Origin of the sequence: Halostella pelagica, from assembly GCF_004762015.1 — an archaeon.
GTDB classification, from domain to species: Archaea; Halobacteriota; Halobacteria; order Halobacteriales; family Natronoarchaeaceae; genus Halostella; species Halostella pelagica.
This window is the reverse complement of sequence record NZ_SJES01000002.1, coordinates 193,803-214,539: the sequence shown is the minus strand read 5'-3', so window position 1 is coordinate 214,539 and position 20,737 is coordinate 193,803. Positions and strand designations below refer to the sequence as shown.

The 20,737-nt window shown below is 65.1% G+C and carries 20 protein-coding genes; 8 read left to right on the top strand and 12 right to left on the bottom strand.

Features of this window, described 5'->3' with window-relative positions; translation table 11 throughout:
* Positions 1-15: 15 nt before the first annotated feature.
* Positions 16-1,101: an mRNA surveillance protein pelota gene (locus tag EYW42_RS05515; protein WP_135534259.1), complete on the bottom strand. Its 1,086-nt coding sequence runs from the start codon at positions 1,099-1,101 to the stop codon at positions 16-18.
* Between the two features lie 175 nt (positions 1,102-1,276).
* Between EYW42_RS05515 and EYW42_RS05510 the strand changes: the two genes are divergently transcribed.
* Genes EYW42_RS05510 through EYW42_RS05500 form a run of 3 tightly spaced genes read left to right on the top strand, consistent with a single transcriptional unit; the run spans position 1,277 to position 4,177 of the window.
* Positions 1,277-1,528: a hypothetical protein gene (locus EYW42_RS05510; RefSeq protein WP_135534258.1), complete on the top strand. Its 252-nt coding sequence runs from the start codon at positions 1,277-1,279 to the stop codon at positions 1,526-1,528.
* A complete protein-coding gene (locus EYW42_RS05505; protein ID WP_135534257.1) occupies positions 1,521-2,012 on the top strand; it encodes a response regulator in 492 nt (163 codons plus the stop codon). The genes EYW42_RS05510 and EYW42_RS05505 overlap by 8 nt, the downstream gene beginning before the upstream one ends.
* Positions 2,009-4,177, top strand: a complete 2,169-nt coding sequence (locus tag EYW42_RS05500; protein ID WP_135534256.1) for a bacterio-opsin activator domain-containing protein — start codon at positions 2,009-2,011, stop codon at positions 4,175-4,177. Before EYW42_RS05505 ends, EYW42_RS05500 begins: the two co-directional genes overlap by 4 nt.
* Positions 4,178-4,320: 143 nt before the next feature.
* Here the strand turns inward: EYW42_RS05500 and EYW42_RS05495 are convergent, their stop codons facing one another.
* The 3 genes from EYW42_RS05495 to EYW42_RS05485 all read right to left on the bottom strand — a co-directional run bounded on the left by EYW42_RS05495 (position 4,321) and on the right by EYW42_RS05485 (position 7,533).
* Complete coding sequence (locus tag EYW42_RS05495) at positions 4,321-4,545, bottom strand: hypothetical protein (protein WP_135534255.1); 225 nt, start codon at positions 4,543-4,545, stop codon at positions 4,321-4,323.
* A gap of 104 nt (positions 4,546-4,649) precedes the next feature.
* Positions 4,650-5,816, bottom strand: a complete 1,167-nt coding sequence (locus EYW42_RS05490) for a hypothetical protein (RefSeq protein WP_135534254.1) — start codon at positions 5,814-5,816, stop codon at positions 4,650-4,652.
* A 346-nt stretch (positions 5,817-6,162) separates the two neighbouring features.
* Entirely contained in the window at positions 6,163-7,533 is a 1,371-nt protein-coding gene (locus EYW42_RS05485) for an NAD(P)/FAD-dependent oxidoreductase (RefSeq protein WP_135534253.1), read from the bottom strand.
* A 129-nt stretch (positions 7,534-7,662) separates the two neighbouring features.
* On the opposite strand from EYW42_RS05485, the gene EYW42_RS05480 reads away from it, so the two are divergent.
* On the top strand, positions 7,663-8,451 hold the full coding sequence (locus EYW42_RS05480; RefSeq protein WP_135534252.1) for an enoyl-CoA hydratase/isomerase family protein: 789 nt from the start codon (positions 7,663-7,665) through the stop codon (positions 8,449-8,451).
* Between the two features lie 65 nt (positions 8,452-8,516).
* Positions 8,517-9,470 carry a D-2-hydroxyacid dehydrogenase gene (locus EYW42_RS05475; protein ID WP_135534251.1) on the top strand — a complete coding sequence of 318 codons (954 nt, stop codon included), beginning with the start codon at positions 8,517-8,519 and terminating at the stop codon, positions 9,468-9,470.
* 44 nt (positions 9,471-9,514) lie between these two features.
* On the opposite strand, the gene EYW42_RS05470 is transcribed toward EYW42_RS05475, so the two are convergent.
* From EYW42_RS05470 to EYW42_RS05435, 8 genes are all read right to left on the bottom strand, one after another.
* Positions 9,515-10,351: a hypothetical protein gene (locus tag EYW42_RS05470; RefSeq protein ID WP_135534250.1), complete on the bottom strand. Its 837-nt coding sequence runs from the start codon at positions 10,349-10,351 to the stop codon at positions 9,515-9,517.
* A gap of 163 nt (positions 10,352-10,514) precedes the next feature.
* Entirely contained in the window at positions 10,515-11,549 is a 1,035-nt protein-coding gene (gene asd, locus EYW42_RS05465; RefSeq protein ID WP_135534249.1) for an aspartate-semialdehyde dehydrogenase, read from the bottom strand.
* Positions 11,550-11,706: 157 nt separating this feature from the next.
* Positions 11,707-11,895, bottom strand: coding sequence for a 30S ribosomal protein S17e (locus tag EYW42_RS05460; RefSeq protein WP_135534248.1), 189 nt, complete (start codon positions 11,893-11,895; stop codon positions 11,707-11,709).
* A 24-nt stretch (positions 11,896-11,919) separates the two neighbouring features.
* On the bottom strand, positions 11,920-12,507 hold the full coding sequence (locus tag EYW42_RS05455) for a DUF447 domain-containing protein (RefSeq protein ID WP_135534247.1): 588 nt from the start codon (positions 12,505-12,507) through the stop codon (positions 11,920-11,922).
* Positions 12,504-13,337, bottom strand: coding sequence for a triphosphoribosyl-dephospho-CoA synthase (locus EYW42_RS05450; protein WP_135534246.1), 834 nt, complete (start codon positions 13,335-13,337; stop codon positions 12,504-12,506). Before EYW42_RS05450 ends, EYW42_RS05455 begins: the two co-directional genes overlap by 4 nt.
* 255 nt (positions 13,338-13,592) lie before the next feature.
* Positions 13,593-14,345 carry a tRNA-dihydrouridine synthase gene (locus EYW42_RS05445; protein ID WP_135534245.1) on the bottom strand — a complete coding sequence of 251 codons (753 nt, stop codon included), beginning with the start codon at positions 14,343-14,345 and terminating at the stop codon, positions 13,593-13,595.
* Positions 14,345-15,355 carry a 2-phospho-L-lactate transferase gene (gene cofD / locus EYW42_RS05440; protein ID WP_135534244.1) on the bottom strand — a complete coding sequence of 337 codons (1,011 nt, stop codon included), beginning with the start codon at positions 15,353-15,355 and terminating at the stop codon, positions 14,345-14,347. Before cofD ends, EYW42_RS05445 begins: the two co-directional genes overlap by 1 nt.
* 61 nt (positions 15,356-15,416) lie before the next feature.
* A complete protein-coding gene (locus tag EYW42_RS05435; RefSeq protein ID WP_135534243.1) occupies positions 15,417-16,988 on the bottom strand; it encodes a hypothetical protein in 1,572 nt (523 codons plus the stop codon).
* A gap of 159 nt (positions 16,989-17,147) precedes the next feature.
* Here EYW42_RS05435 and ligA point away from each other — a divergent pair, with 159 nt between their 5' ends.
* From ligA to EYW42_RS05420, 3 genes are read left to right on the top strand one after another with little or no spacing between them, the layout of a single operon-like run.
* Positions 17,148-18,848 carry an ATP-dependent DNA ligase LigA gene (gene ligA / locus EYW42_RS05430; protein ID WP_135534242.1) on the top strand — a complete coding sequence of 567 codons (1,701 nt, stop codon included), beginning with the start codon at positions 17,148-17,150 and terminating at the stop codon, positions 18,846-18,848.
* 50 nt (positions 18,849-18,898) lie between these two features.
* Complete coding sequence (locus tag EYW42_RS05425; protein ID WP_135534241.1) at positions 18,899-19,657, top strand: MBL fold metallo-hydrolase; 759 nt, start codon at positions 18,899-18,901, stop codon at positions 19,655-19,657.
* Between the two features lie 56 nt (positions 19,658-19,713).
* Complete coding sequence (locus EYW42_RS05420; RefSeq protein WP_135534240.1) at positions 19,714-20,691, top strand: zinc ribbon domain-containing protein; 978 nt, start codon at positions 19,714-19,716, stop codon at positions 20,689-20,691.
* The last annotated feature ends 46 nt before the right edge of the window (positions 20,692-20,737 follow it).

Here is a 20,737-nt window from a genome sequence, read left to right as displayed (position 1 = left end):
CCGGGACCGCCCGTCTCACTCGAGGCGGTATCGAAGCAGCGCCGCGATGCCGCCGAGGTTCGCGAGTTGTTCGCCGGGCGCGAAGTCCGAGGAGAAGACGGTCACGTCGCCGCCCTGTTGCTCGACGTCCCTGACTATCTCGTTGACATCGACATCCCACTCGGCCCCCTCCTCGTCCTCGCTCACTGCGCCGCGCTCCTTTCGGAGGCGCTCGTCCAGCACGAGCAACTGTTCGACCGCGCCGAAGTCGGCGGCTTTCGCGACCTGTTCGGGACCGTATGCCGCTTTCGCGCCCTCGCCGATCCGCTGAGTGAGGGCGTCGATGAGTTCCGCTTCCTCGGCGATACGGGTTTCCTGTTGCACGTCCGCGACGGCCCCGCGTTTCAGCACCTCGTGGACGCCCCGGTCGCCGACCGCGCTCGTGTCGACGGTCGTGACCCTCTCGGCCATGTCGGGCGCTTCCTCTTCGACGAAATCTAACAGGTCCCGCTTCGTGAACCCCGGACCGGCGAGGATGATCGCGTCGACGTCGAGTCGCTTCAGCGCGGCGGTGACCTCGCCGAACAGTTCGTCGCGGGAGCGTGCGTACTCTCCTTTGCCAGTTGTCCCCGTGAACGACCCGTACTCGTCGGTGCCGTACTGGGCGACTGTGTGGATGTGCGCTTCGCCCTCTTCGACGGTTGCGATGGCGACGTCCGGCGCGTCCGTCGCCTCGACGGCCTCCTCTAAGCGTTCCAACTGGTCCGGCTGAAACCGCTTGGTGATCGTTATCTCGTCGCGTTCTTCGACGTTGAGCGTGTGATGGAAGCCGAGTTGGTCCTCGCGGGAGGTGTCGACTATCTCCCCGCCGACCCGCAGGCGGTTGGCGAACTTGGCGAACTCGACGGAGTCCACCTCGATGGTGACGTACATGTGTTCGCGCTGTCCGCCGGTATCGCGCATCTTGTCGTCGTCGCGCTGTATGCGCCGCGTCGTGTCGCCCGAGACGGAGTCACCGGGTTCGAGCACGTACTGCAGGTGCCAGAGGTCGTCCAGGCTCTCCGGGACGAGGGTGATCCGCGTTCGGCCCTCCTCGGCGCGATCCCGGCTCTTGATCTCCATACCTTCCCCTGCGAACTACCCGGATAAGTGCCCTGCTATTCGCGTCGCCGGACCTCCGGTAACCGGTCGGAACAGCGGAATACATCATACAAGTATACAGTGAAAATTGTCATAACAGGCCGCTAGAGGGATGGTAATAGGGAAACTTATCCTTTCGGGGCCCTGTACCGAATATATGACTGAACGGGTCGGGGACACAGGGAGGGTCCTCTGTCGAGATGCGGGCGAAACCGGACCTCTCGATCGCTTCGGCGCGACCAACGACGCCGTCGAGGTAATTGCTGGGTGCGGGAATATTCTCGGTATGTGTTACCTTCCACGCGACGACTGCGTTTCTCCTCTCGAATGTAACACCGAACAGCGTGCCACGGACCGAACCATCCCGGACGAAACGCTTGCCGACACCACAAATCCCGACGATGAGTGAACGGGCCAGTTCGAGCGATCCGGCGGACATCCTGCTCGTCGAGGACAACCCGGGCGACGTCCGCCTGACGAAGGAGGCGTTCGAAGACGGCAGGATCGCAAACACGCTCCACGTCGTAAACGACGGGGTCGAAGCGCTCGACTTCCTCTACAGGCGCGGGGACCACGCGGACGCCCCCTGCCCGGATATCGTCCTGCTCGACCTCAATCTCCCGCGAAAAGACGGCGACGAGGTGCTCGAAGAGATAAACAGCGATCCCGAACTCTCGCGCGTCCCCGTGGTCGTTCTGACGAGTTCGGAAGCACAGGAAGACATCGTCAGGTCCTACGAACTCGACGCGAACGCGTATCTCACCAAACCAGTCGACCCGAACAAGTTCATAGACACCGTGAAGACGTTGCAGACGTTTTGGCTCTCGGTCATCCGCCTTCCGCCGTATGCGGGCGAGAACGGGCTTCCACCGTCTACGGGTGAGAACGAGTGAGCGCTTCCGACGCGCTCAACGTCCTCCTGATCGAAGACAACCCCGGGGACGCGCGACTGTTCGAAGAGATGCTCAGAAACGCGGAGGAACTGCTTCAGCGTGTCGACTTCGGCCAGACAACTGCAATCGGTTCGCGAATCCACCACGAAAAGCGTATTTCCGACGGCCTCGCACGGTTGACTGAATCTGATATTGACGTGGTCCTCCTCGACCTCGGCCTGCCGGAAAGTACCGGTCTGGACACGCTCAGTACGATGGTCGATGCGACGGAGTTCGTCCCGATAGTCGTCCTCACGGGACTCCGCGACGAGCAGGTCGGGATCGAGGCGATCCAGCACGGCGCACAGGATTACCTCGTGAAAGACGACGTGACGAGCGACCTGCTGGTTCGGTCGATCCACCACGCTATCGAGCGGAACCGTCAGGAACGCGACCGCACGCGACGACACGAGCAACTGAAAGCGCTCAACACGCTAAACCGCGCCCTCACCGACGCCGAGACGGCGGACGAGGTAAGCGAGTTCGTGGTCGAGGCGGCCGCGGAGACGCTCGGTCTCCCCGTGACGGCTATCGCGCTTTACGACGACCAGGAAGGCGACCTCCGCCCGTCCAGGATGACGGACGACGCCGCAGACGTTCTGCGTGACACCTCGATACTCGACATCGGCGAGGGGTCAGGCTGGGGGGCGTTCATCGAGAACGACACGCGCCGCGTATCCGTCCCGCCCGACGACGGGGAGAGTCCGGATCACCCGTTGGCTACCGAGTTGGCTATCTTCCCCCTCTCGAAACACGGCGTATTCATAACGGGGGCGACCGAGTCCGGCGGATTCAATGCGACCGATTTCGAGTTCGGCGAAACGGTCGCCGGAAACGTTACGGCCACGCTCGACCGGGTGGACCGCGAACGGGAACTGTACGAGAGAGAACAAACACTCGAAGCGCAGAACCAGACGCTCGAACGGTTGAACCGGGTCAACGACATCATTCGGACCATCGCTCAGTCGCTCGTTCAGGCGTCCACCAGACAGGAGATAGAGACGGTCGTCTGCGAACAGTTGGCGGACGTCGGTCCGTACGAACTCGCCTGGGTCGGCGAACGCGATGCGATGGCCGAAGAACTCTCACCCCGGGAGTTCGCCGGCGACGAGAGGAGGTTCCTCGACAACGTCAATTTAAACGTGGGTGACCTCTCTGAGACGCAAAACCCCACCGCTGAGGCGGTGAAGACACGCGAACCTCAGGTCGTCAACAACGTCGTCGTAGACCGTTCGCTGGGTCCGTGGCGTCAGGAGGCGCTCGAACGGGGCTACCACGCCACCATTGCGCTGCCGTTGAGTTACGAAAACACGCTGTACGGTGTCCTCAACGTCTACGCAGGGGAATCCGGCGTGTTCAACGAACTGGAACAAACTGTACTGACGGAGTTGGCCGACACCATCGCGTACGCGATCAACGCGGTCGAGAGCAAGAAGGCGCTCGTGAACGACGAGATCACGAGACTGCGGTTCTCCGTAACTGACTCTTCTCTCACCTTCGTTGAGTTGGCTCGGGACCTCGACTGCGATATCACTGTCGACAACGTGGTCCCGCGGTCGGCCGGCGGGGTTCGGTATTTCTTTTCGACGCGCGGGGTGCCGGCGGACGACGTCCTCGAATACACCCACCGCTTCCCGGCGTTCGACCTCACTGTGATCTCTGAATACGAGGAAGACGGCGTTCGAATCAGTTTGTTCGAGGCTGACCTCTCCGCCGAGAGCCTCGCAACGACCGTGCTGGATCACGGCGGACGGATGCACAAACTGTACGTTGAAGACGGGGTCGCCACAGTGACGGTCGACCTAGCCGCCGATGCGGCCATCCGCGAGTTCGTCGACATGTTTCAGACGAAGTATCAGAACTCGGAACTGGTCGCCCAGCGGAACAAGGAACGCCCCCACCAGTCGACCACTGGACTGCGAGCCTCGCTGACCGAGGCGCTGACTGACCGCCAGCTAGAGGCGTTTCAGACTGCATACTTCGGCGGGTATTTCGAGACGCCGCGCGAGCGCACCGCAGTCGAAGTCGCCGAGTCGATGGGTATCTCTCAGCCGACGTTCAACAACCACCTCCGCGCGGCCCAGCGGAAACTCTGTGAGAAACTCTTCCACGAGGGGTCGCTATAACGTCGGTGTCTCGACCGACCCTCTGATAGGGACTGTTGTAAGTCATTTCGGCCTGTCACCGTCACGGGTCGGCGAATACCGGTCCACAGTTACAACAGTCTCTAAAGGAGTACGACCGCGATGCCCGCTCCCGGGGCTCTGTGTCACGACCCACGCCGTGACAGCAACGGACCGATACCAACCGAGTACATGATCACGCCGCTGAATATCACGGCGTAGTACAGCCATATTGGCCAGCCCGCGCCCTCGAAGGCGAACGTTACGACGCCGACCCACGCGACGATGACCACCAGATCCAGCACCAGTACACGCCAGGGAAGGGATCCGAGAACGAGCCGCGGTAGCCGTGACAGCCCGGTCAACGCCATAGTTACTCTGTGGACGTTCTCGGTAGTAAAAGTACACTGCCGGCTGTAACTGTTTGTGCGTCAGTCACCGGTCGATCCGGCGAACTCGGTCGCTGATCCGCTGGTTAGAAATGCAGGCCGTACTCGGAGTACAGGTGGTGCGCAGCGGTTCCCCAGGCGAAGTTCGACCCGGGCCACCAGGTCCGGGCGTTGTTGATGCCGCCGACGAGGAGGTAGTCGTCCGGGTTTTCGGGGTCCTGATGGAAGTTCACCGACCCGCTGTCGCCGTCGACGAGATCGCCCTCGTCGCCCCACTTGAGCTGTCCGGATTTACAGACCGCTCCAGTGTAACAGGTCACGCCGTCGATCCCTTTGATCCGGCCCGCGGAGTCGTCTGACAGCGCACCGACTTTCCTGAGTGATTCCCCCCGTGCACTCAGGTCAGCCAGTCCCATCTTGGTGTAGTGGCCGATGACCTGCGACGGCGACGCCCGTTCGATCTCCGTCGACGGACGGTACTCCTCGGCCGGGGCGATCTGGCCGATATCTGCCTCCGGATAGCCTCGCTCCACAGTTCCGATCTGATGCTGTTCCCCGTCGTGGAGGAGAAACAGCGACTCGCCCTGATGTTCGGTCGATTTCGTCCCCGAAGCGCCGAACACGTGATTCGACGTGGCGAAGAACCGAGAGCCGGTTTCGGCGTCGAACAGTGCCGGGGTGAGAGTGCCGAAGTTCTCTCCAGCCTGACAAACGACGCCACCGGGAACGTGGGCCGGGTCGAGTTCGGACACCTGATAGGCGTCCTCCGAGTCGTGGTCCGTTCCGGATTTCGGGGGGATCTCGTCGACGAGACTCACCTCGACGGGGACCTCCTCCGTCAGGTTCCCCAGCGAGTCGGAGATGTTCTCCTCCGTCGCGTCGACGGAGACCGATGCCTGGGGGTCGTCGTAACTGCCCGGGACGATGAACGAACCCTTCACCGGCGACAGGCTCGACGAGCGGATCTCCTCCTGTACCCGTAACGCTATCCGCAGGCTCTCGTGCCACGCGACCGGCACTTCCTTCGTTCGGGGTTCGAGCGTCGTCGCCCCCGGTTCCGGCCGGGCCATCGCGTAGGTGATGCTGTCGAGGTCGTTCGACGACACGTAGTTCGCACCGAAACCGAAGACGAGCGCACCCGCCACGCCGACGTTGACACCGGTCCGTAACAGTTGGCGACGACGGACGCCGCTGTCCGGTTCGGAGCCCTGATTCTCCGAGTCGTCGGTATCGGGTCGCTCTTCGTCTGTCACGTCAGCCCTACAACGCCGCGCGTAATGAATCGTTGCCAGAACAGGACGCTGAAAAGACACGACTACGGGATTAAATGTAGGCCCGGAACACTAACGACCGACATCACTCCTGGCGGCGTGCCGGGTCAGTCGGGAAACCCTCGTGCCGGGCCAGCGCTACGGCGTCCGCAGCGCCGAATCTATCGCGTGCCTGGGTTCTCCGCACTGTCATCGCTCCCTGACGGGAAAACTCGGGCGGGGACTTGTGGCGCGCACATACCTCAAGGAGCGCAACGGGTTAACCCCTTTCGAATGCCCTAAACAGCTATACCGTGCCGAAAACCGTCACTGCGTCTCCGTCAGTCCGTTACAGTGTGTACTCGGATTCGTCGAACTGGACGTACTTGCCGTTTCGGTACTTCCGCTTCGTCGACTTGTACTTGCCGTAGAGTTTGAGGCCTCTGACGCCGCTCCGGATCCGCGGCTTGAGAAGGCTACCGCTACGGTCGTCGGAGAGCATGTCGGTGGCCACGGAGAAGGTACGGTCCCAGTCGTCAGGTTCGTACTCTGCGACGATGTCAGCGAAGGTGACGTTTCGCAGTATCTCGTCGCCGATGGCTTCCTTCCAGGCGTCGTTGTACCGCGAGATCGAATCCGTCGCGGCGAGTTCGCCAGCTATCTTGCCCGAGCGGATGGCGACGTGGTAGCCGCCCTCGTGGAACGCCGAGGTGGTCCCCATCGCGCCGCCGGCGACGGCGACGTTGGCCGCGGTCGGCGAGTCGATGGGGCGAGTGGAAGAGATCGGGTACGTCTCTGTCCCCTTCGTCTTTCCGCGGTCCTCGACGATCGGGAAGTCCGCCTCGATGTCGTACTCGTCGCCGTACTCGCGTTCGAGCAGGCGGCGGATGTACTCGCCGCCGCGGGGGATCTCCTCGTCGTCCGGCCGGAGCAGGTCGTACTCTTCCGGATTCTCGACGTCGTCGATGTCCATGCCGATAGGCATGGTCAGGCCGACGCGGGCGACCGTGCCGTCGTTGGGGAACACCCACGGGTAGGCCGTCTCGCCGGGCATTACACCCCACCAGAACTTCAACGTGTCGTCGTCGAAGACGTCCTCCGGGAAGCGTCGGTACTCCTGATAGGCGATGTGGTTCGCGTCGGTCGACGCCAGCACGTCGGTGATGCTCCGGTCCTCGGGCGTGAACTGGTCTAGTACGCGGTTGGTCACGGTCCGTTGTGGACCGTCCGCGAGAACGAGGTAATCCGCCTCGACCTCGCCGCCGTCAGCCAGCGTGAGGTGATGTGTCGGGCCCGAGAGGTCCGTTTCCACGGTCCCAACGCTAGTGCCAATGCGGTACTCGGCCCCGGCGTCCTCCGCTTTCTCGCGCCACCAGTCGTCCATTCGGGCGCGGTGGAAGGCGAATCCGAAGTGCGGGTACGAGGAGTCGATCCCCGTCCGACCGAGGGTACACGACGCGGTCGGACCGATGAAGTCGACGTCCTCCAGTTCCTGTAAGATAACCTCGTCCGGGATCTCCCGGTAATCGACGTCCATGATGTCGACCCAGTAGTCCAGCATTCCCGCGGCGTCCGTCGAATCCGGTCCCGGGCCGTCCCTGTCCTCTCGGGGGACGCCCTTCTCGAAGACGACGACGTCCGCGCCGCGTTGGGCCGCCTGCAACGCCGCGGCGGTGCCGGCCGGACCCCCACCGACGACGGCCACGTCTGTCCGTTCCATACGCGAACCCGACTGGTTGGGCGGTATTAAATTCCCCTGACTCCGCGACGCTCGTCCGGTCCGGTTCGGCCGCGGAGCGGCAGTCCTCAGGCGGGGGGACTTTTCCCGGTCCCCCGCGCAGTAGCACGCATGTCGACGTACGAGTATCTCTCAGTCGAGCGAATCGACGGCGTCGGACGGATCGCGATGGAACGCGCCGACCACCACAACGCGCTCACCGTTCAGATGGCGGGCGAACTCCGCGACGCGACGAACGACCTCGCCGAGGACGACGAGGTTCGCTGTCTCGCCCTCACGGGATCCGGCGGCACGTTCAACACCGGAGCCGACCTCTCGACGTTCGAGGGCGACGCGACCGACGGGCGTCGCCTGCGCGCTCTCGCGAGCCGACTACACGGCGCGGTCCGGAACGTCGCCACCGCGAAGATGCCGACGGTGACGGGCGTCAACGGCGTCGCGGCCGGCGGCGGATTCGGCCTCGCGCTGTCCGGCGATCTGGTCCTCGTCGCAGACGACGCTCGCTTCGAGTTCGCCTACCCGGAGATCGCGCTCTCCGGCGACGGCGGGTCGACGTACTTCCTCCCACGATTGGTGGGTCACCGCCGGGCGCGAGAGATCGCCCTGCTCGACGAACCGATCCCCCCGGCGGAGGCTGTCGAGATGGGCCTCGCGACGGAACTCGTCCCGGCAAAGGAGTTCGACGACCGCCTCGCGGAACTGGCAGCGACGCTCGCCGACGGGCCGACGCGGGCATACGGCGCGACGAAACGCCTGCTGAACAAGAGCTACGCGCGGGACCTCCCGGCCCAGCTCGCCGCCGAAACCGACTCCATATCTCATCTATCGAGAACGTCGGATTACGCGCGAGGTCACGACGCGTTCTTCGGGGCTGACGACCCCGATTTCACCGGTGAGTAAGTCGAGTATCCGCCGGCGAGCCGCTCTTCTCAACAATTAAGCGGTTCCCCGCAGAGAGTTGATGTATGGTCGACGCTCCCGAGGTTCTGGTGTTGCGGAAGGGAACTCACGGCGATCCGGTCGAACAGTACGCCGACGCGCTCCGTGACCGACTGCCGGACGGAACCGTGACGCTGGCTCGAACGCCGGACGAGGAACGGGAACTGATTCGGGACGCCCGATACGTCACCGGGATGGAACTGGACGAGCGCGTGCTGGAACGCGCTGACGAACTCGACGTGTTCGCCTGCGCGTACGCCGGGACGGGCCACCTGCCGCTCGATGCCCTTGCTGACCGAGGCGTCGCCGTGACGAACGCTTCGGGCGTCCACGGGCCGAACATGGGCGAACACGTTCTGGGTGCGATACTCTCGTTCACCCGACGGTTCCACGAGGGGTGGCGTCGGCAACAGCGCCGCGAGTGGCGTCACTACCAGACTCACGAACTGGCCGGGAGTACGGTCACGGTCGTCGGCCTCGGCGCTATCGGCCGGGCCGTCGTCGAACGGCTGGAACCGTTCGGCGTCGACACCGTCGGCGTCCGCTACAGCCCCGAAAAAGGCGGTCCAACCGACGAGGTGTTCGGCTTCGACGACCTGGGCGAGGTTGCGGCCCGCACGGACTACCTCGTGTTGGCCTGCCCGCTAACCGACGAGACGCGCGGTATCGTCGGCCACGAGGAGTTCGTCACGCTCCCGCCGAGTGCCGTCCTCGTCAACGTCGCTCGCGGGCCAGTCGTCGACACTGAAGCGATGGAGACGGCGCTCCGGAAAGGGTGGATCCGCGGGGCGTCACTGGACGTCACGGACCCCGAACCGCTCCCCGAGGACCATCCGCTGTGGAACCTCGAGAACGTCCAGATAACGCCGCACAACGCGGGCCACACCCCCAACTACTACGAGCGTCTGGCGGACGTAGTCGCCGGTAACGCCGAGCGGTACGCCGCGGGCGACGAGGACCTGGAGAACCGAGTGATCTGACGACGGTTCGTGTCTTGCTCATCTGTCCGGTGTCGTCACCGAAGTCACTCTATCCACGCGATCCAGAGGAAGAGACAGCCGACCGCGACGACCCACGCAGCTATCCAGTAGAGCGCGACCGGCTTGTCGGCGTTTCTGCCAAGCACCGCCAGCCCCGCGCCGCCGGCGATGGTCCCCAGCCCCAGCGCGACGAGCGCCGCGGTGGCGGCGAGCGACTGGGTGTCGGCCGCTTCCGCGTCCTCGGCGGTTCGGTCGAGCACGGGGACCACTTCGTCGGCCACTGTACCCGGGAGGACTAGCCACCGCGGCATCCCGACACCCGCATCGTGAGAGAGGGTCACGACGGCGTACCCGCCGATATCACGCTGCCGGACATCTGTGATGGCGTCGATGTCTATCTCGCTGTTAGCGTACGTGAGTGACCCGACGTCCGGATCCAACACGCCGTCGCTCGTGAGCCACTTCCCGGCGGCGAAGGCGGCGAGCAAAACCACGAACATCGACGCAAGCAGCACCGGCGAACCGACGGCGAACGCGGCGACGAGCGCAACCGCGCCCAGTGTGGCTGCGACAACCGTCCCGCCGACGCTCAAGCGCCGGAACTCCCGCCAGGTCTCGGGCATCGGCGGCCGCTGCTCCGGGTCGGTGAGAAGCGGCAGGAGATACAGCAGCGAGAACGGCCCGCCGACGAGCGTCAGGAGAACGAGCAGGCCCAATACCCGGTAGTTGCCGCTCCAGAGCGTGAGCGCGAACAGGCCCACGATGCTGCCGGCGATCACCAGCGCCATCCCACCGAAGACGGCGATCTGGAGGTAGCAGAACCCGCGGACCATCCGCGAGTTCCCGGATCCGAGTGACCACGTCACCCGTCGCTCGGCCATAGTTTCGGCTAGGAACGGCGTAACGAAAAACACTTGCATTCATCCGCACCGTCTGACTGCCCAGAGGTCGAAGTGCGTTTCATCGCCAGTGACGGCTCGTGAACTCGCCGCTCCGGGGGGCGTTGAAAAAGCAGCAGCGGCCACCGTGCTGCTGTCGGGGCTTTCAGATGTAGTTCTGGTCGACCAGCAACTCTCCGTTCAGTACGCTCGCGCCGGCGGCACCGCGAATGGTGTTGTGTGCGAGACAGTCGTACTGCACGCCATCGGACGTTTCCTGCACGGGTCCGACGGCGATCCCCTGGCCGTCGTCGATGTTGCGGTCGAGACGCGGCTGGGGGCGGTTGGGGTCGTCGAACACGTGAATGAGCCGATCGGGCGAGGAGGGAAGATCGAGGCCGGACGCGTCGCGGAACGCCTCCTCGACCGCTTCGGGCGACGCCGACTCCTCGGTCTCGGCCCAGACGTTTTCGAGGTGGCCGTCGAGGGTCGGCACACGGTTACACGAGGCGGCGACGTCCATCCCATGCCACTCCACCTCGCTCCCGTCGAACTCGCCGAGGAGTTTCCGGGATTCGGTCTCCATCTTCTCCTCCTCGCCGCCGATGTGCGGGAGGACGTTGTCGATGATCTCCATGGATGAGACGCCGTCGTAGCCGGCCCCCGAGACGGCCTGCAGAGTCGAGACGGTGACGCGCTCGAGGCCGAACCCGTCGAGCACCGCGAGGGAGGGGACCATCGTGATCGTCGAGCAGTTCGGGTTCTTGATGAGCGCGCCGTCCCACCCGCGCTCGTCGCGCTGGACCTCGATCAGGTCGAGGTGGTCGTGGTTAACCTCCGGGATGACGAGCGGCACGTCGTCGGCCAGTCGCGCGTTCGAGGAGTTCGACGAGACGATGTAGCCCGCGTCGGCGAACTCGGGTTCGACTTGCTCGCCGACGCTCGACGGGAGAGAGGAAAAGAGGAGATCGACGTCGTCCGGAACCTCGTCGGGGTCCGTCGCGCCGACAGTGATGTCGGCGACGCCGTCCGGGATCGGGCTGTCGACGCGCCACTTGGCCGCGTCGCGGTACGTTCGTCCGGCGGAGCTTTCACTGGCGGTGAGCGCTGCGATTTCGAACTCGGGATGCGGGTCGAGTAGCTGGATGAGTCGTTGCCCGACCGCACCGGTTGCACCTAAAACGCCTACGCGTACAGACATTGACGTACCTTCGGCAACGGCGACGCAAAACCATTTGGGTCAGGCCACGATTTGCTGGCAGTTCTATCTCGCGTGGCAGACGGCCCGGAATCCGGGAGAGAGAAACGCATCGCTACGGACCGTCGTTCGTCTTCTATCGAGCCAGAATCGGGCCGAACTACGCTTCGGCGGTGTTCTGTTTCTTCGTGACGTAGCCGGCGATGCGGTTCCGGACGCCCTTCGCCTCGATGTTGGTCAGTTCCTGCACGCTCTTTTTGTTCTGCTCGAAGTCGTCGTTGAACGCGTCCGGGTACCGCTCCAGGAGGATGGTCCCGGTCTTCTTGACGTAGTCGGGTTTGATCGGCATACCCTGTCCTTGCCCGGACTGGCCCTAAAAGGATTCGTTCTCCGATTTCCACCCGGAGAGTTCCGTCATGCGCTCGAACGCGGCCCGTTCGCGGTCGCCGCCGCAGGTTTCGACGACCTCCTCGAAGTACGCGAGTCGGTCCCGGAGGGCGGCGGTATCATAGGCGTCGACGTCCAGTCGCGACGCCGCGACGGTCGCCTCGATGACGGCGTAGTAGCCGCGGTTGGTCGTCGGAACGGTCTCGCGCTCGACGCCGGAGTCCGCCGGCCTGAGTTCCCACGTCTCCCAGCGCGTGTCGCCGTCGTCGCCCGCGTCCGATCGGTTCGCTGTCACCTCGGCCCACGCGTCTGCACTGTCGAGTACGGGACCGTCGACCTCGTGAATCGAGAGCGCGGCCTCGACGAACGTCTCGGGGTCGCGGGAAAACTGGACGTAGCCGCCGCCCTGCCGGTGGAAGTTCCGGCGCGTTCGAGTGTCGCCCCACGTCGTCGCCGTCACCGGGTCACCGGCGTGAAGGCCGAGCGCCGCGACGTTCCAGCGGTCGTTCGGGCCGAGCGTGGTCACGAGCGACTCCGTGACCCCCCGGAGTTCGACGGGCCAGGGGTCGCTCATACCTCGACCTCGTTGCGTTCCAGTGCGACGAACAGCGCCGCGGCGGTGAGGTCGGCGGTCGTCCCCGGGTTGACGCCGGACTCGACCAGCGATTCGGCGAACGCGTCGACGAGCGCGGGACCGTCCTCGCGGGCCTCCTGTGCGCGTACCATGACGCTCCGCGCCGCCTCCGTGCCGTGTTGCTTGGCGACGAACGTGTCTGGTTCCCGCGAGAGCATCCACAGGAACGTGTCTGCCGCGCGGGCCGACACGGGTCCGTCGGCGTCGGCGATGCGGTCTGCGGCGCGGAACGTGCGCTCGAAGCCGTCGACCCACTCCCGGGCGACACCGTCGTAGTCGGCGCTCTCCGCCATCACGTCGTAGAGGGTGAGTCCGCGGTCCCGGATATCTGGGACGGCATCGCTTCCTCTGCGGACGTCGAGGGCGTCCGCGTCGTCCGGCAGATCGCCGGCGTACACGTCCACGTGGTCGAACGCGCGGTAGAAGTTCGCGGCGTCTTCGACGGTCGTGTCTCCGGCGACGGCGGCGGCGTTCTCGGGCGACAGGGCGTCGGCGGTCCGGACCAGGGGGGTGAGAAGCAAGAGCGCGCCGAACTGCGTGTTACCGCCGCTCTGGTCGCTCATCCCGCGGACCGCCCGCTCGAACGCTTCGCCGACTGGCGCGCCGTCGGCCGCCTCTTCGAGTCCGGGGCGGGCACCGACCGCACCCGCAAGGAAATGTTCGAACCGGAGGTCATGGTACTCCCGCTCGCGGTCGACGTTTCCGGGCTTCGGCGTTCCCGCTACTTCGAGCAAGAGTGCGAGTTCCGCGTTCTGCGCGGGCGTTCTCATGGCATGAGCGTTTTCCCGTGCGACTACTTATACTGTCGGCTGTCCCCGCCAAACAGTGCCGCCGGAGAGGCTGGAAGTATAACGTACTGCTACGGTATTCGGAGTCGAGTTGTCCTGGCCTGAGAGACACTGGGCTATCCGTCCTGCAGACACCGTAGTAGCCAGTGAAACGGCTCATATTGACCGTCCGATAGCAGGTGATCGAGTGTACAATGACTGTCACTGGCGACTATCGGCCGCGCGTCCCGTCCGAAATCACGACTGAACGGCGCTCGCGGAAAACCAGTCCTCCACCGCCGTCCGAACCCGCGACAGCACTTCCGAGTCGTCGCTCGGCCGCCCGACGCTCACCGCGTCCGCGCCGTACTCCAGATATTCGACTGCCGTCTCCCGGTCGCGGACGCCGTTGTTAGCGACGACGAACGCGTCGGTCGCGTCGGCGATGTCCGCGACGACGCCCTCGGAGTCCATCGCGTCCACGTGGACGATATCTGCGCCCGCCTCGTCGAGGCGTCGGGCGGTCGTCGGCAGGTCGACGCCAGCGACTTCGGTTCGCACCTTTACGCTCACCGCTGTGCCCGTTTCGGACGCGGTCCGGACGTACCTACAGAGCCTATCCGCGTCCCGGAGGAGCGTCTGGCCACAGCCCGCGTCGCAGAGTTCCGCCTGCCGGCAGTGGGCGTTTATCTCGATGACAGCGTCGTGGTCGGCACAGATCGCGGCGGCCCTTCGAACGGGCTCGGCGGTCGAGCTTCTGACGTTGAACCCGGGCCGGAGCGGCGCGTCGTCCAGCGCAGCGAGGTGCTCGTCCATGAACACGTACGGGTCGGTCGGCAGGAACTCGTTGCGGTCGCGGTCCCGCACTATCTCGCGGGCGGCGTCGCGGGCGGCGTCGTCCAGTGCGATGCCGCCCAGAAACGCCGCCCCGGCATGATCCTCGACGGCCCGCGCCCACGCGGCGTCCGACTCGCCGCTGAGACTGGCCAGCGCGATACGGGGGGTGAACACTACGGTGCCTCCTCCAGGGCCTTTGCTTCCTCCAGCGCCTCCGCCGCGGCCCTGGCGACGCGGGCGGAGTCTTCCGGATCGTTCATCTCCGTGTTGGTCCGGACGACCGGTTGCTCGAACTCCGTTGCGTCGTCCTCGTCGAGGACGAACGCGTCGGCGAAGGGGTACGCCGTTTCGAGACCGGCAGTCGACGCCTCGCCACCGACCGCCTCCATGAGCTTCCCCGCCGGGCCGGAGAACAGTTCGTCTCCGACGAACGGCGAGACGGCGACGACGGTCGCTTCCTGAAGCTTCTGTCCGATACCCTGGATCGATAGCATCGGGCCGATGCTGGTCACCGGGTTCGACGGGCCGATCACGACGTCGTCTTCGAGCGCGTCGAGCACGCCCGGCGCGGGTTCCGCCGAGGACGCGCCGCGGAACTCGACCTGTTCGATCTCCGGTTCGGCCCCGTGGGCGACCCAGTACTCCTGGAAGTGCATCTTCCCCATGGGCGTGTGGATGAGGCTCGCGACCGGGTCGTCGCTCATCGGCAGCAGGTCGACGGAGAGGTCGAAGCCGTCCGCAAACGTCTGTGTCACCTCCGAGAGGCTCTGGCCCTGGTCCAGTAGACTGGTCCGGGTGATGTGGAACGCGCGGTCCCGGTCGCCGATAGTCATGAACTCCGCGACGCCGGAGAACCGTCGCCACGCCGCGAGCGGCCGCCCCTCGGTCTGTAACTCGTCGTCGAGGAAGTGCGGCCCCGTTTCGAGGTCGAACGCGCTCGCGAGGTCGTCGAGCGCCGAGTTCGTCCGTTCGGTGTCGCCGCCGATACCCCACCACGATTCCCTGTCGAGAATGCCAGCGCCCTGAAACAGGAGCGTATCGAGGTCAGGGCAGACGATGAGACCGCCGAGTTCGACGTCGTCACCCGTGTTCGCGATAACTGTCGTGTCGTCCGGGGAGAACGCGGCCGCGGCACCGTCGAGGAGCTTCGGCGTTCCAGTGCCACCGGAGAGAAACGTGACCATACGTCCCGATATTTCACGGAGGTGCCTAATCGTTTCCGGCCACATCCGCGTATCATCCGGTTCAGCGGTCGTCGACCCAGTCAGCGAAGCTCCCGTCGATCAGCGTGTCGCGCTGGCGGTCGATGTAGCGGCGCTGCATCCCGTAGACGGCCTCCTCGAACGTCGACCCGTCGGATAGCCGCTCGCGCACCTGTTCGTGTTTCCATCCGGCGGGCGTCAGCCGATGGCGCGCGCGCTGGCGGAGCGGCCAGAGGTACTTCGCGACTTCTTCGTCGGAGAGACCGCGCGACTGCAGGCCCGCTTCGGCGTGGTCGAACAGGTCGGCGTAGATGTCGTCGTACGCCTGCGTCTCGTGACCGTCGTTCGTGATCCAGCGGAGGTCGGCGTCCAGACCGTCCCGCATGGCGGCGTAGAAGTTGTCTCGGGCGATGGCCCAGTCCTGGTCCGAGACGGGGTGTTCCAGCCGCGGCAGGCTCTCCATGAGTCCGGCGAACATCGCGAGGACGGAGATGGAGTCCCGAACCGTCGGCTGGGCGGGGACCGGCCGAAACTCGATCCGAGCGTTGGCCGAGGACCGGTCCGGGCCGCCGAACACCGGGCGGACCCACCGCCAGAACGTCCCGTGTTTCAGTCGGAAGTGCGCGAACTTGTCGTCGAACCGGTCGCCCTCTGCGACTGGCATCGGGACGAACGTGTCGTCTTCGGCGACGCGTCTGACGGCCCCCTCAACGCTGTCGATATCGTGCGGGAACCGCACCTTCCCCGCCGTGTCGTGTTCGGCGTTCAGCACCGTCTCGAACGCGTTAATACGGTGTTCCATCCACGCATCGGCGAGGATGGATTCGGGATCAGCGTCCTCGTCGTACAGGTCCGGCGGGAAAAACGGGGAGTTGACGCCGAGAGCGAGCACCGGGCCCGCGATGCGGAGCGCGTACCGGAAATACTCCGGCAGGTCGACCGCCTGCGGGACCTGATAGTGCGGCTGGATCGAGGTGATCAGGCTCTCCGGCATCACGGTGTCCGCGTCGAGCGTCACGTGTGGTGCGTCGAGACGCATCCCCGCGGCGTCGGCGCGGTCGGTGTTCGCCATCGCGTGGTATCGCACCGAGTCGCTCATGTTCGACGCGATCCGAATTCCGCGGTCCTCGACGCTGTCCGTGAGATACGAACGGGCCGTCTCGCCTTCGGGCGGGATGGTCCAGAGACCGTCGCTGATCAGGCGCATCCCTTCGGCGCGGGTGGTCGAGAGCGCGGTCGATAGGCGCGCTTTCACCTCCGACTCCTGTGCGGCGATGCCGTGTGAGTTCATGGGCTGCGGACTGACCGTCATCTCAGCGTTGTGCAGTCCGAGTTCCTTCTCGAATCCGATGAGTTCGAGCATCCGCCGGGGAACCCGCATCAGCGAGCAGGTGTCGACCGGTTCCGTTTCCGGGTTCGTTCGCCGGGCGTCCGGCCGCGGTTCCGACACCGCGTAGAACTCGTATTCCAGACCCAAAATCGCCTGCGGGTTGTCGAACGTCCCGTCGCGTAACTCCTCGACGATCACGTCGACGTCGTCTTCGACGCGCGCCTGAAACGCCTGGGCATCGACATCGAGGATATCGTCAACCGCGCCCGCCAGGTCGCCAACCATACGGAGTCCATGTGCTTCGGACTTCCTTGAAACCCGCGGCTACCCCGGGCTAATTCGGGCTTCCTTCGCACGGATAGACCGGTCGTCTCTCATCCGTTCTCGGTCCAACGGCTCTCCCGATCCACGCCGTTTACGTGCCCGCTCCCGTACGAGGGAGTGATGGAGTTCGACGAGTTCGCCCGCTACGCGGCGGTGATAGAGGACGAACCTGCCGACCTGGCTATCGTCGACCACGTCACCGACCTCCTGCGAGCGGCCGACGACGACCTGCCGATAGTCGCTCGCTTCGTACAGGGTCGGGTCTTTCCGGCGTGGGAATCGACGACGCTCGACATCGGGCCGAACTACTGCTACGAGGCCATCGCTCGCGCCGCCGGGCGGAACGTCTCGGCTGACGACGTGGAAGACCGACTCGCGGAACGGGGAGAGATCGGCGAGGTAGCCGCCAGCTACGAGTTCGGCGGCCAGCGGGGGCTCAACGCGTTCGGCGGCGGCGGGCAGGACGGCCTGACAGTCGGCGAGGTCGCCGACGAACTTGCGTCGCTCGCCGCCGTCTCGGGCGACGGGAGTCAGGACACGAAGATAGACAGCCTGTTCGGCCTGTTCAACCGCTGCGACCCGGCGGAAGCACGCTACGTCGCGCGTATCGTTCTCTCGGAGATGCGCATCGGCGTCGGGGAGGGGACCGTCCGCGACGCTATCGCGGGCGCGTTCGACATCCCGGTGGAATCCGTCGAACGCGCGCTACAGGTGTCCAACGACTTCGGCAAGGTGGCTGTCGTCGCCCGGGACGAAGGACGCGACGGACTGGACGCGATGACCCTTGCGGTCGGCCGGCCCGTCCAGTCGATGCTCGCCCAGACGGGCACCGTCCGCGGCGCGCTAGACGACTGGGAGGAAGCGGCGGTAGAGTGGAAGTTCGACGGGGCGCGGGTCCAGTTACATCACGACCCGCACGCCGACGAGACCAGCGTCTACTCCCGGAACATGGAGGACGTGACGGACGCGCTCCCGGAAGTCGTCGAGTTCGCCGACGAATACGTAGACGAGTTGGTCATCCTCGACGGCGAAGTCGTCGCCGTCGACGACGAGGGCGATCCGCTCCCGTTTCAGGAGGTTCTGCGGCGCTTCCGGCGCAAACACGACGTCGCCGCCGCCCGCGAGGCGGTCAAGGTACGTCCGGTCTTCTTCGACTGCCTGCACGCGGACGGGACCGATCTGCTCGACGCGCCGCTGACCGAGCGACACGAACGCCTCGAATCCGTGCTTGACGGCAGCGAGGGTCTCTCGAAACTGTGGACTACTGACGACCCGGACGAGATAGCCGAGGTCGAGACGGACTCGCTGGAGTCCGGCCATGAGGGGATCATGCTGAAAAACCCCGGATCGACGTACTCCCCGGGCCGTCGCGGGCGGAACTGGCGGAAGCGCAAACCCGACGTAGAGACGCTGGATCTCGTCGTCACCGGCGCGGAGTGGGGGGAGGGCCGCCGCGCGAACGTCCTCGGCACGTTCTTGCTCTCCGCCCGGACTGAGGGTAAAAACGGCGCTGACGCCAGCGAAACGGTCACGAACGCCGGCTACGAGACGCTCGGAAAGGTGGCGACGGGGGTCACCGACGAGGAACTGGCGGAACTGACAGATCTGCTCGAACCCCACATTCTGTCCGAGGACGGTCAGGACATCGACCTCGAACCCGCAGTCGTCTTCGAGGTTGGGTACGAGGAGATCCAGGAATCGCCGACCTACTCTTCGGGCTACGCCCTGCGATTCCCCCGTTTCGTCGCCGTCCGAGACGACGTCGACCCGTCCGACGCCGACTCGCTGGAGCGCGTCGAGCGCCTCGCCGAGCAACAGTAACGCCGTCCGATAGCCGAACCCTTTTCCACGGATCCGCAGTAGCGGGGGACATGACAGTCTCCGTCGAGAGCCTCGCGATCGACTGGCTCGGCTACGCGACCGTCCGAATCGAGTCCGGCGACGGAACGGTAGTGTATCTGGACCCTGGCCGGTACGGCGTGCTCACGGGCGAGTGGGAACCGGACACGCCGGGTGTCGCCCACCCGGAACCGCGTGACTACGTGCCCGGCGACGCCGACGTCGTCTGCGTCACCCACGACCACCATTACGACTCCGACGGTATCGAACGGGTCGCGAACGACGACACGACCGTCGCGGTGTACGAGGCGGTGTATCCCCCCGGGATAGACCGCGACGTCGCGTCACTCGATGACCTGCCGGGCGAGGTAGTCCGCGTCGGGGAACACGACGACGACCTGTTCGCGGACGTGGTCGTCCGGTCGCTCCCCGCCTACAACGATCCCGACGGGCCGCACACCCGAGAGAACGGGGAGCCGTACCACCCCGAAGGGTTCGGCGTCGGATTCCACCTCACAATCGACGACACTCGCGTGTTCTGGCCGGGCGACACGGACGTTCTCCCGGGCCACGAGGAGTTCGATGTCGACGTCTTCCTCCCTCCTATCGGCGGCAGTTTCACCATGGACCGCCACAGCGCGGCTGACCTGGCGGCGGCGCTCAGCCCGACACTGACTATCCCGATCCACTACGACACGTTCGAGGCGCTCGAAACGGACTCGCGGGCGTTCGCCGCCGACGTCGCGAGCCGCGGCGTTCCGGTCGCCCTCGACGAGTCGCGGGGGGACTAATCTCGGCTCGCCGATCCGTCGGAACAAATAAGCCCGCGTCGGCCCACCGTCCGGACATGACCAACGGCGGTGCCGAACGCGCAGACGACCCAGGACCCGACGAGGAGTTCTGCCAGAGTTGCGGTGCAGTGGTCCACTCCGAGGCAGTTATCTGTCCGGACTGCGGCGTCGAACGGAACATGGGCGCGGGGACGACCGACTCCGCGACCCAACACCGTCTGATGAACCTCCAGGCCCAGGGGTGGGAAGTCGAGGACCGATACAGCGACGGCGCGGTGCTCGTCAGGCGGTCGGTCGGGTCGGTCGGTACCCACGTCATGATCGCGCTCTTTACCGTCTGGTGGACCGGCGGGATCGGCAACGCCGCCTACGCCGCCTACAAATACTTCGTCGATGTCGACCGACAGGTCGTGTACGACGATACGGCTTCAAGCGGGCGATCCATCTCCAACGAACTGTTCTGTCGGTCCTGCGGGACGGAGATAAACGCCAGCGCCGATATCTGTCCGCACTGCGGCGTCCGAACCGTTAACGCCAGTGGTTCGACGACCAACCGGTCGATAACGGATGCGGACGTCGGCGGTGACTCCAGCGGGTCGACGTTTCAGTGGGTCTTTGGCGTGTTTCTGACGCTCGTTGGCGTCGCTGCGACCACGGAAGCTAGCGGTGTAACCGCTCTCTTTGGCGCGATAATCGTGCTCCTCCTTGGCCTGTATTTCATTCCGCCTGTACGTGAGCGGGTCCGGAGCGAACACCCCATCACTACCTTCGGCCGCCACCAGCGCGTGGAAGAGACGGTACTTCGCGGGGGAGAACGACCCTGTTCGGTCTGTTTCGACCCGGTCGAAGAGGGAGTCGAGAGGGATTACCGCGACGAGTTCGTCGTCTTCGGGGTCCCCGTCTACACCTACGAGAGCGGTACGAACGAGTACTGTCGGGACTGTGTGTCCGGGCGCACTCACGACCACACGACCGACGCCGCGAACGAGATCCGGGACGAAGAGGCGGCGAGAGCTGATTACGAGACGGAATAAACACGTTCCGGATGTGTTTGAGATATATACTATGATGTACGTTAAC

Bases quoted from the DNA above. Each gene is read 5' to 3' on its own strand.
- EYW42_RS05515 (WP_135534259.1), bottom strand. From the start codon at position 1,101: ATGGAGATCAAGAGCCGGGATCGCGCCGAGGAGGGCCGAACGCGGATC.
- EYW42_RS05510 (WP_135534258.1), top strand. From the start codon at position 1,277: ATGACTGAACGGGTCGGGGACACAGGGAGGGTCCTCTGTCGAGATGCG.
- EYW42_RS05505 (WP_135534257.1), top strand. From the start codon at position 1,521: ATGAGTGAACGGGCCAGTTCGAGCGATCCGGCGGACATCCTGCTCGTC.
- EYW42_RS05495 (WP_135534255.1), bottom strand. From the start codon at position 4,545: ATGGCGTTGACCGGGCTGTCACGGCTACCGCGGCTCGTTCTCGGATCC.
- EYW42_RS05485 (WP_135534253.1), bottom strand. From the start codon at position 7,533: ATGGAACGGACAGACGTGGCCGTCGTCGGTGGGGGTCCGGCCGGCACC.
- EYW42_RS05480 (WP_135534252.1), top strand. From the start codon at position 7,663: ATGTCGACGTACGAGTATCTCTCAGTCGAGCGAATCGACGGCGTCGGA.
- EYW42_RS05475 (WP_135534251.1), top strand. From the start codon at position 8,517: ATGGTCGACGCTCCCGAGGTTCTGGTGTTGCGGAAGGGAACTCACGGC.
- EYW42_RS05470 (WP_135534250.1), bottom strand. From the start codon at position 10,351: ATGGCCGAGCGACGGGTGACGTGGTCACTCGGATCCGGGAACTCGCGG.
- asd (WP_135534249.1), bottom strand. From the start codon at position 11,549: ATGTCTGTACGCGTAGGCGTTTTAGGTGCAACCGGTGCGGTCGGGCAA.
- EYW42_RS05460 (WP_135534248.1), bottom strand. From the start codon at position 11,895: ATGCCGATCAAACCCGACTACGTCAAGAAGACCGGGACCATCCTCCTG.
- EYW42_RS05455 (WP_135534247.1), bottom strand. From the start codon at position 12,507: ATGAGCGACCCCTGGCCCGTCGAACTCCGGGGGGTCACGGAGTCGCTC.
- EYW42_RS05450 (WP_135534246.1), bottom strand. From the start codon at position 13,337: ATGAGAACGCCCGCGCAGAACGCGGAACTCGCACTCTTGCTCGAAGTA.
- cofD (WP_135534244.1), bottom strand. From the start codon at position 15,355: ATGGTCACGTTTCTCTCCGGTGGCACTGGAACGCCGAAGCTCCTCGAC.
- EYW42_RS05435 (WP_135534243.1), bottom strand. From the start codon at position 16,988: ATGGTTGGCGACCTGGCGGGCGCGGTTGACGATATCCTCGATGTCGAT.
- ligA (WP_135534242.1), top strand. From the start codon at position 17,148: ATGGAGTTCGACGAGTTCGCCCGCTACGCGGCGGTGATAGAGGACGAA.
- EYW42_RS05425 (WP_135534241.1), top strand. From the start codon at position 18,899: ATGACAGTCTCCGTCGAGAGCCTCGCGATCGACTGGCTCGGCTACGCG.
- EYW42_RS05420 (WP_135534240.1), top strand. From the start codon at position 19,714: ATGACCAACGGCGGTGCCGAACGCGCAGACGACCCAGGACCCGACGAG.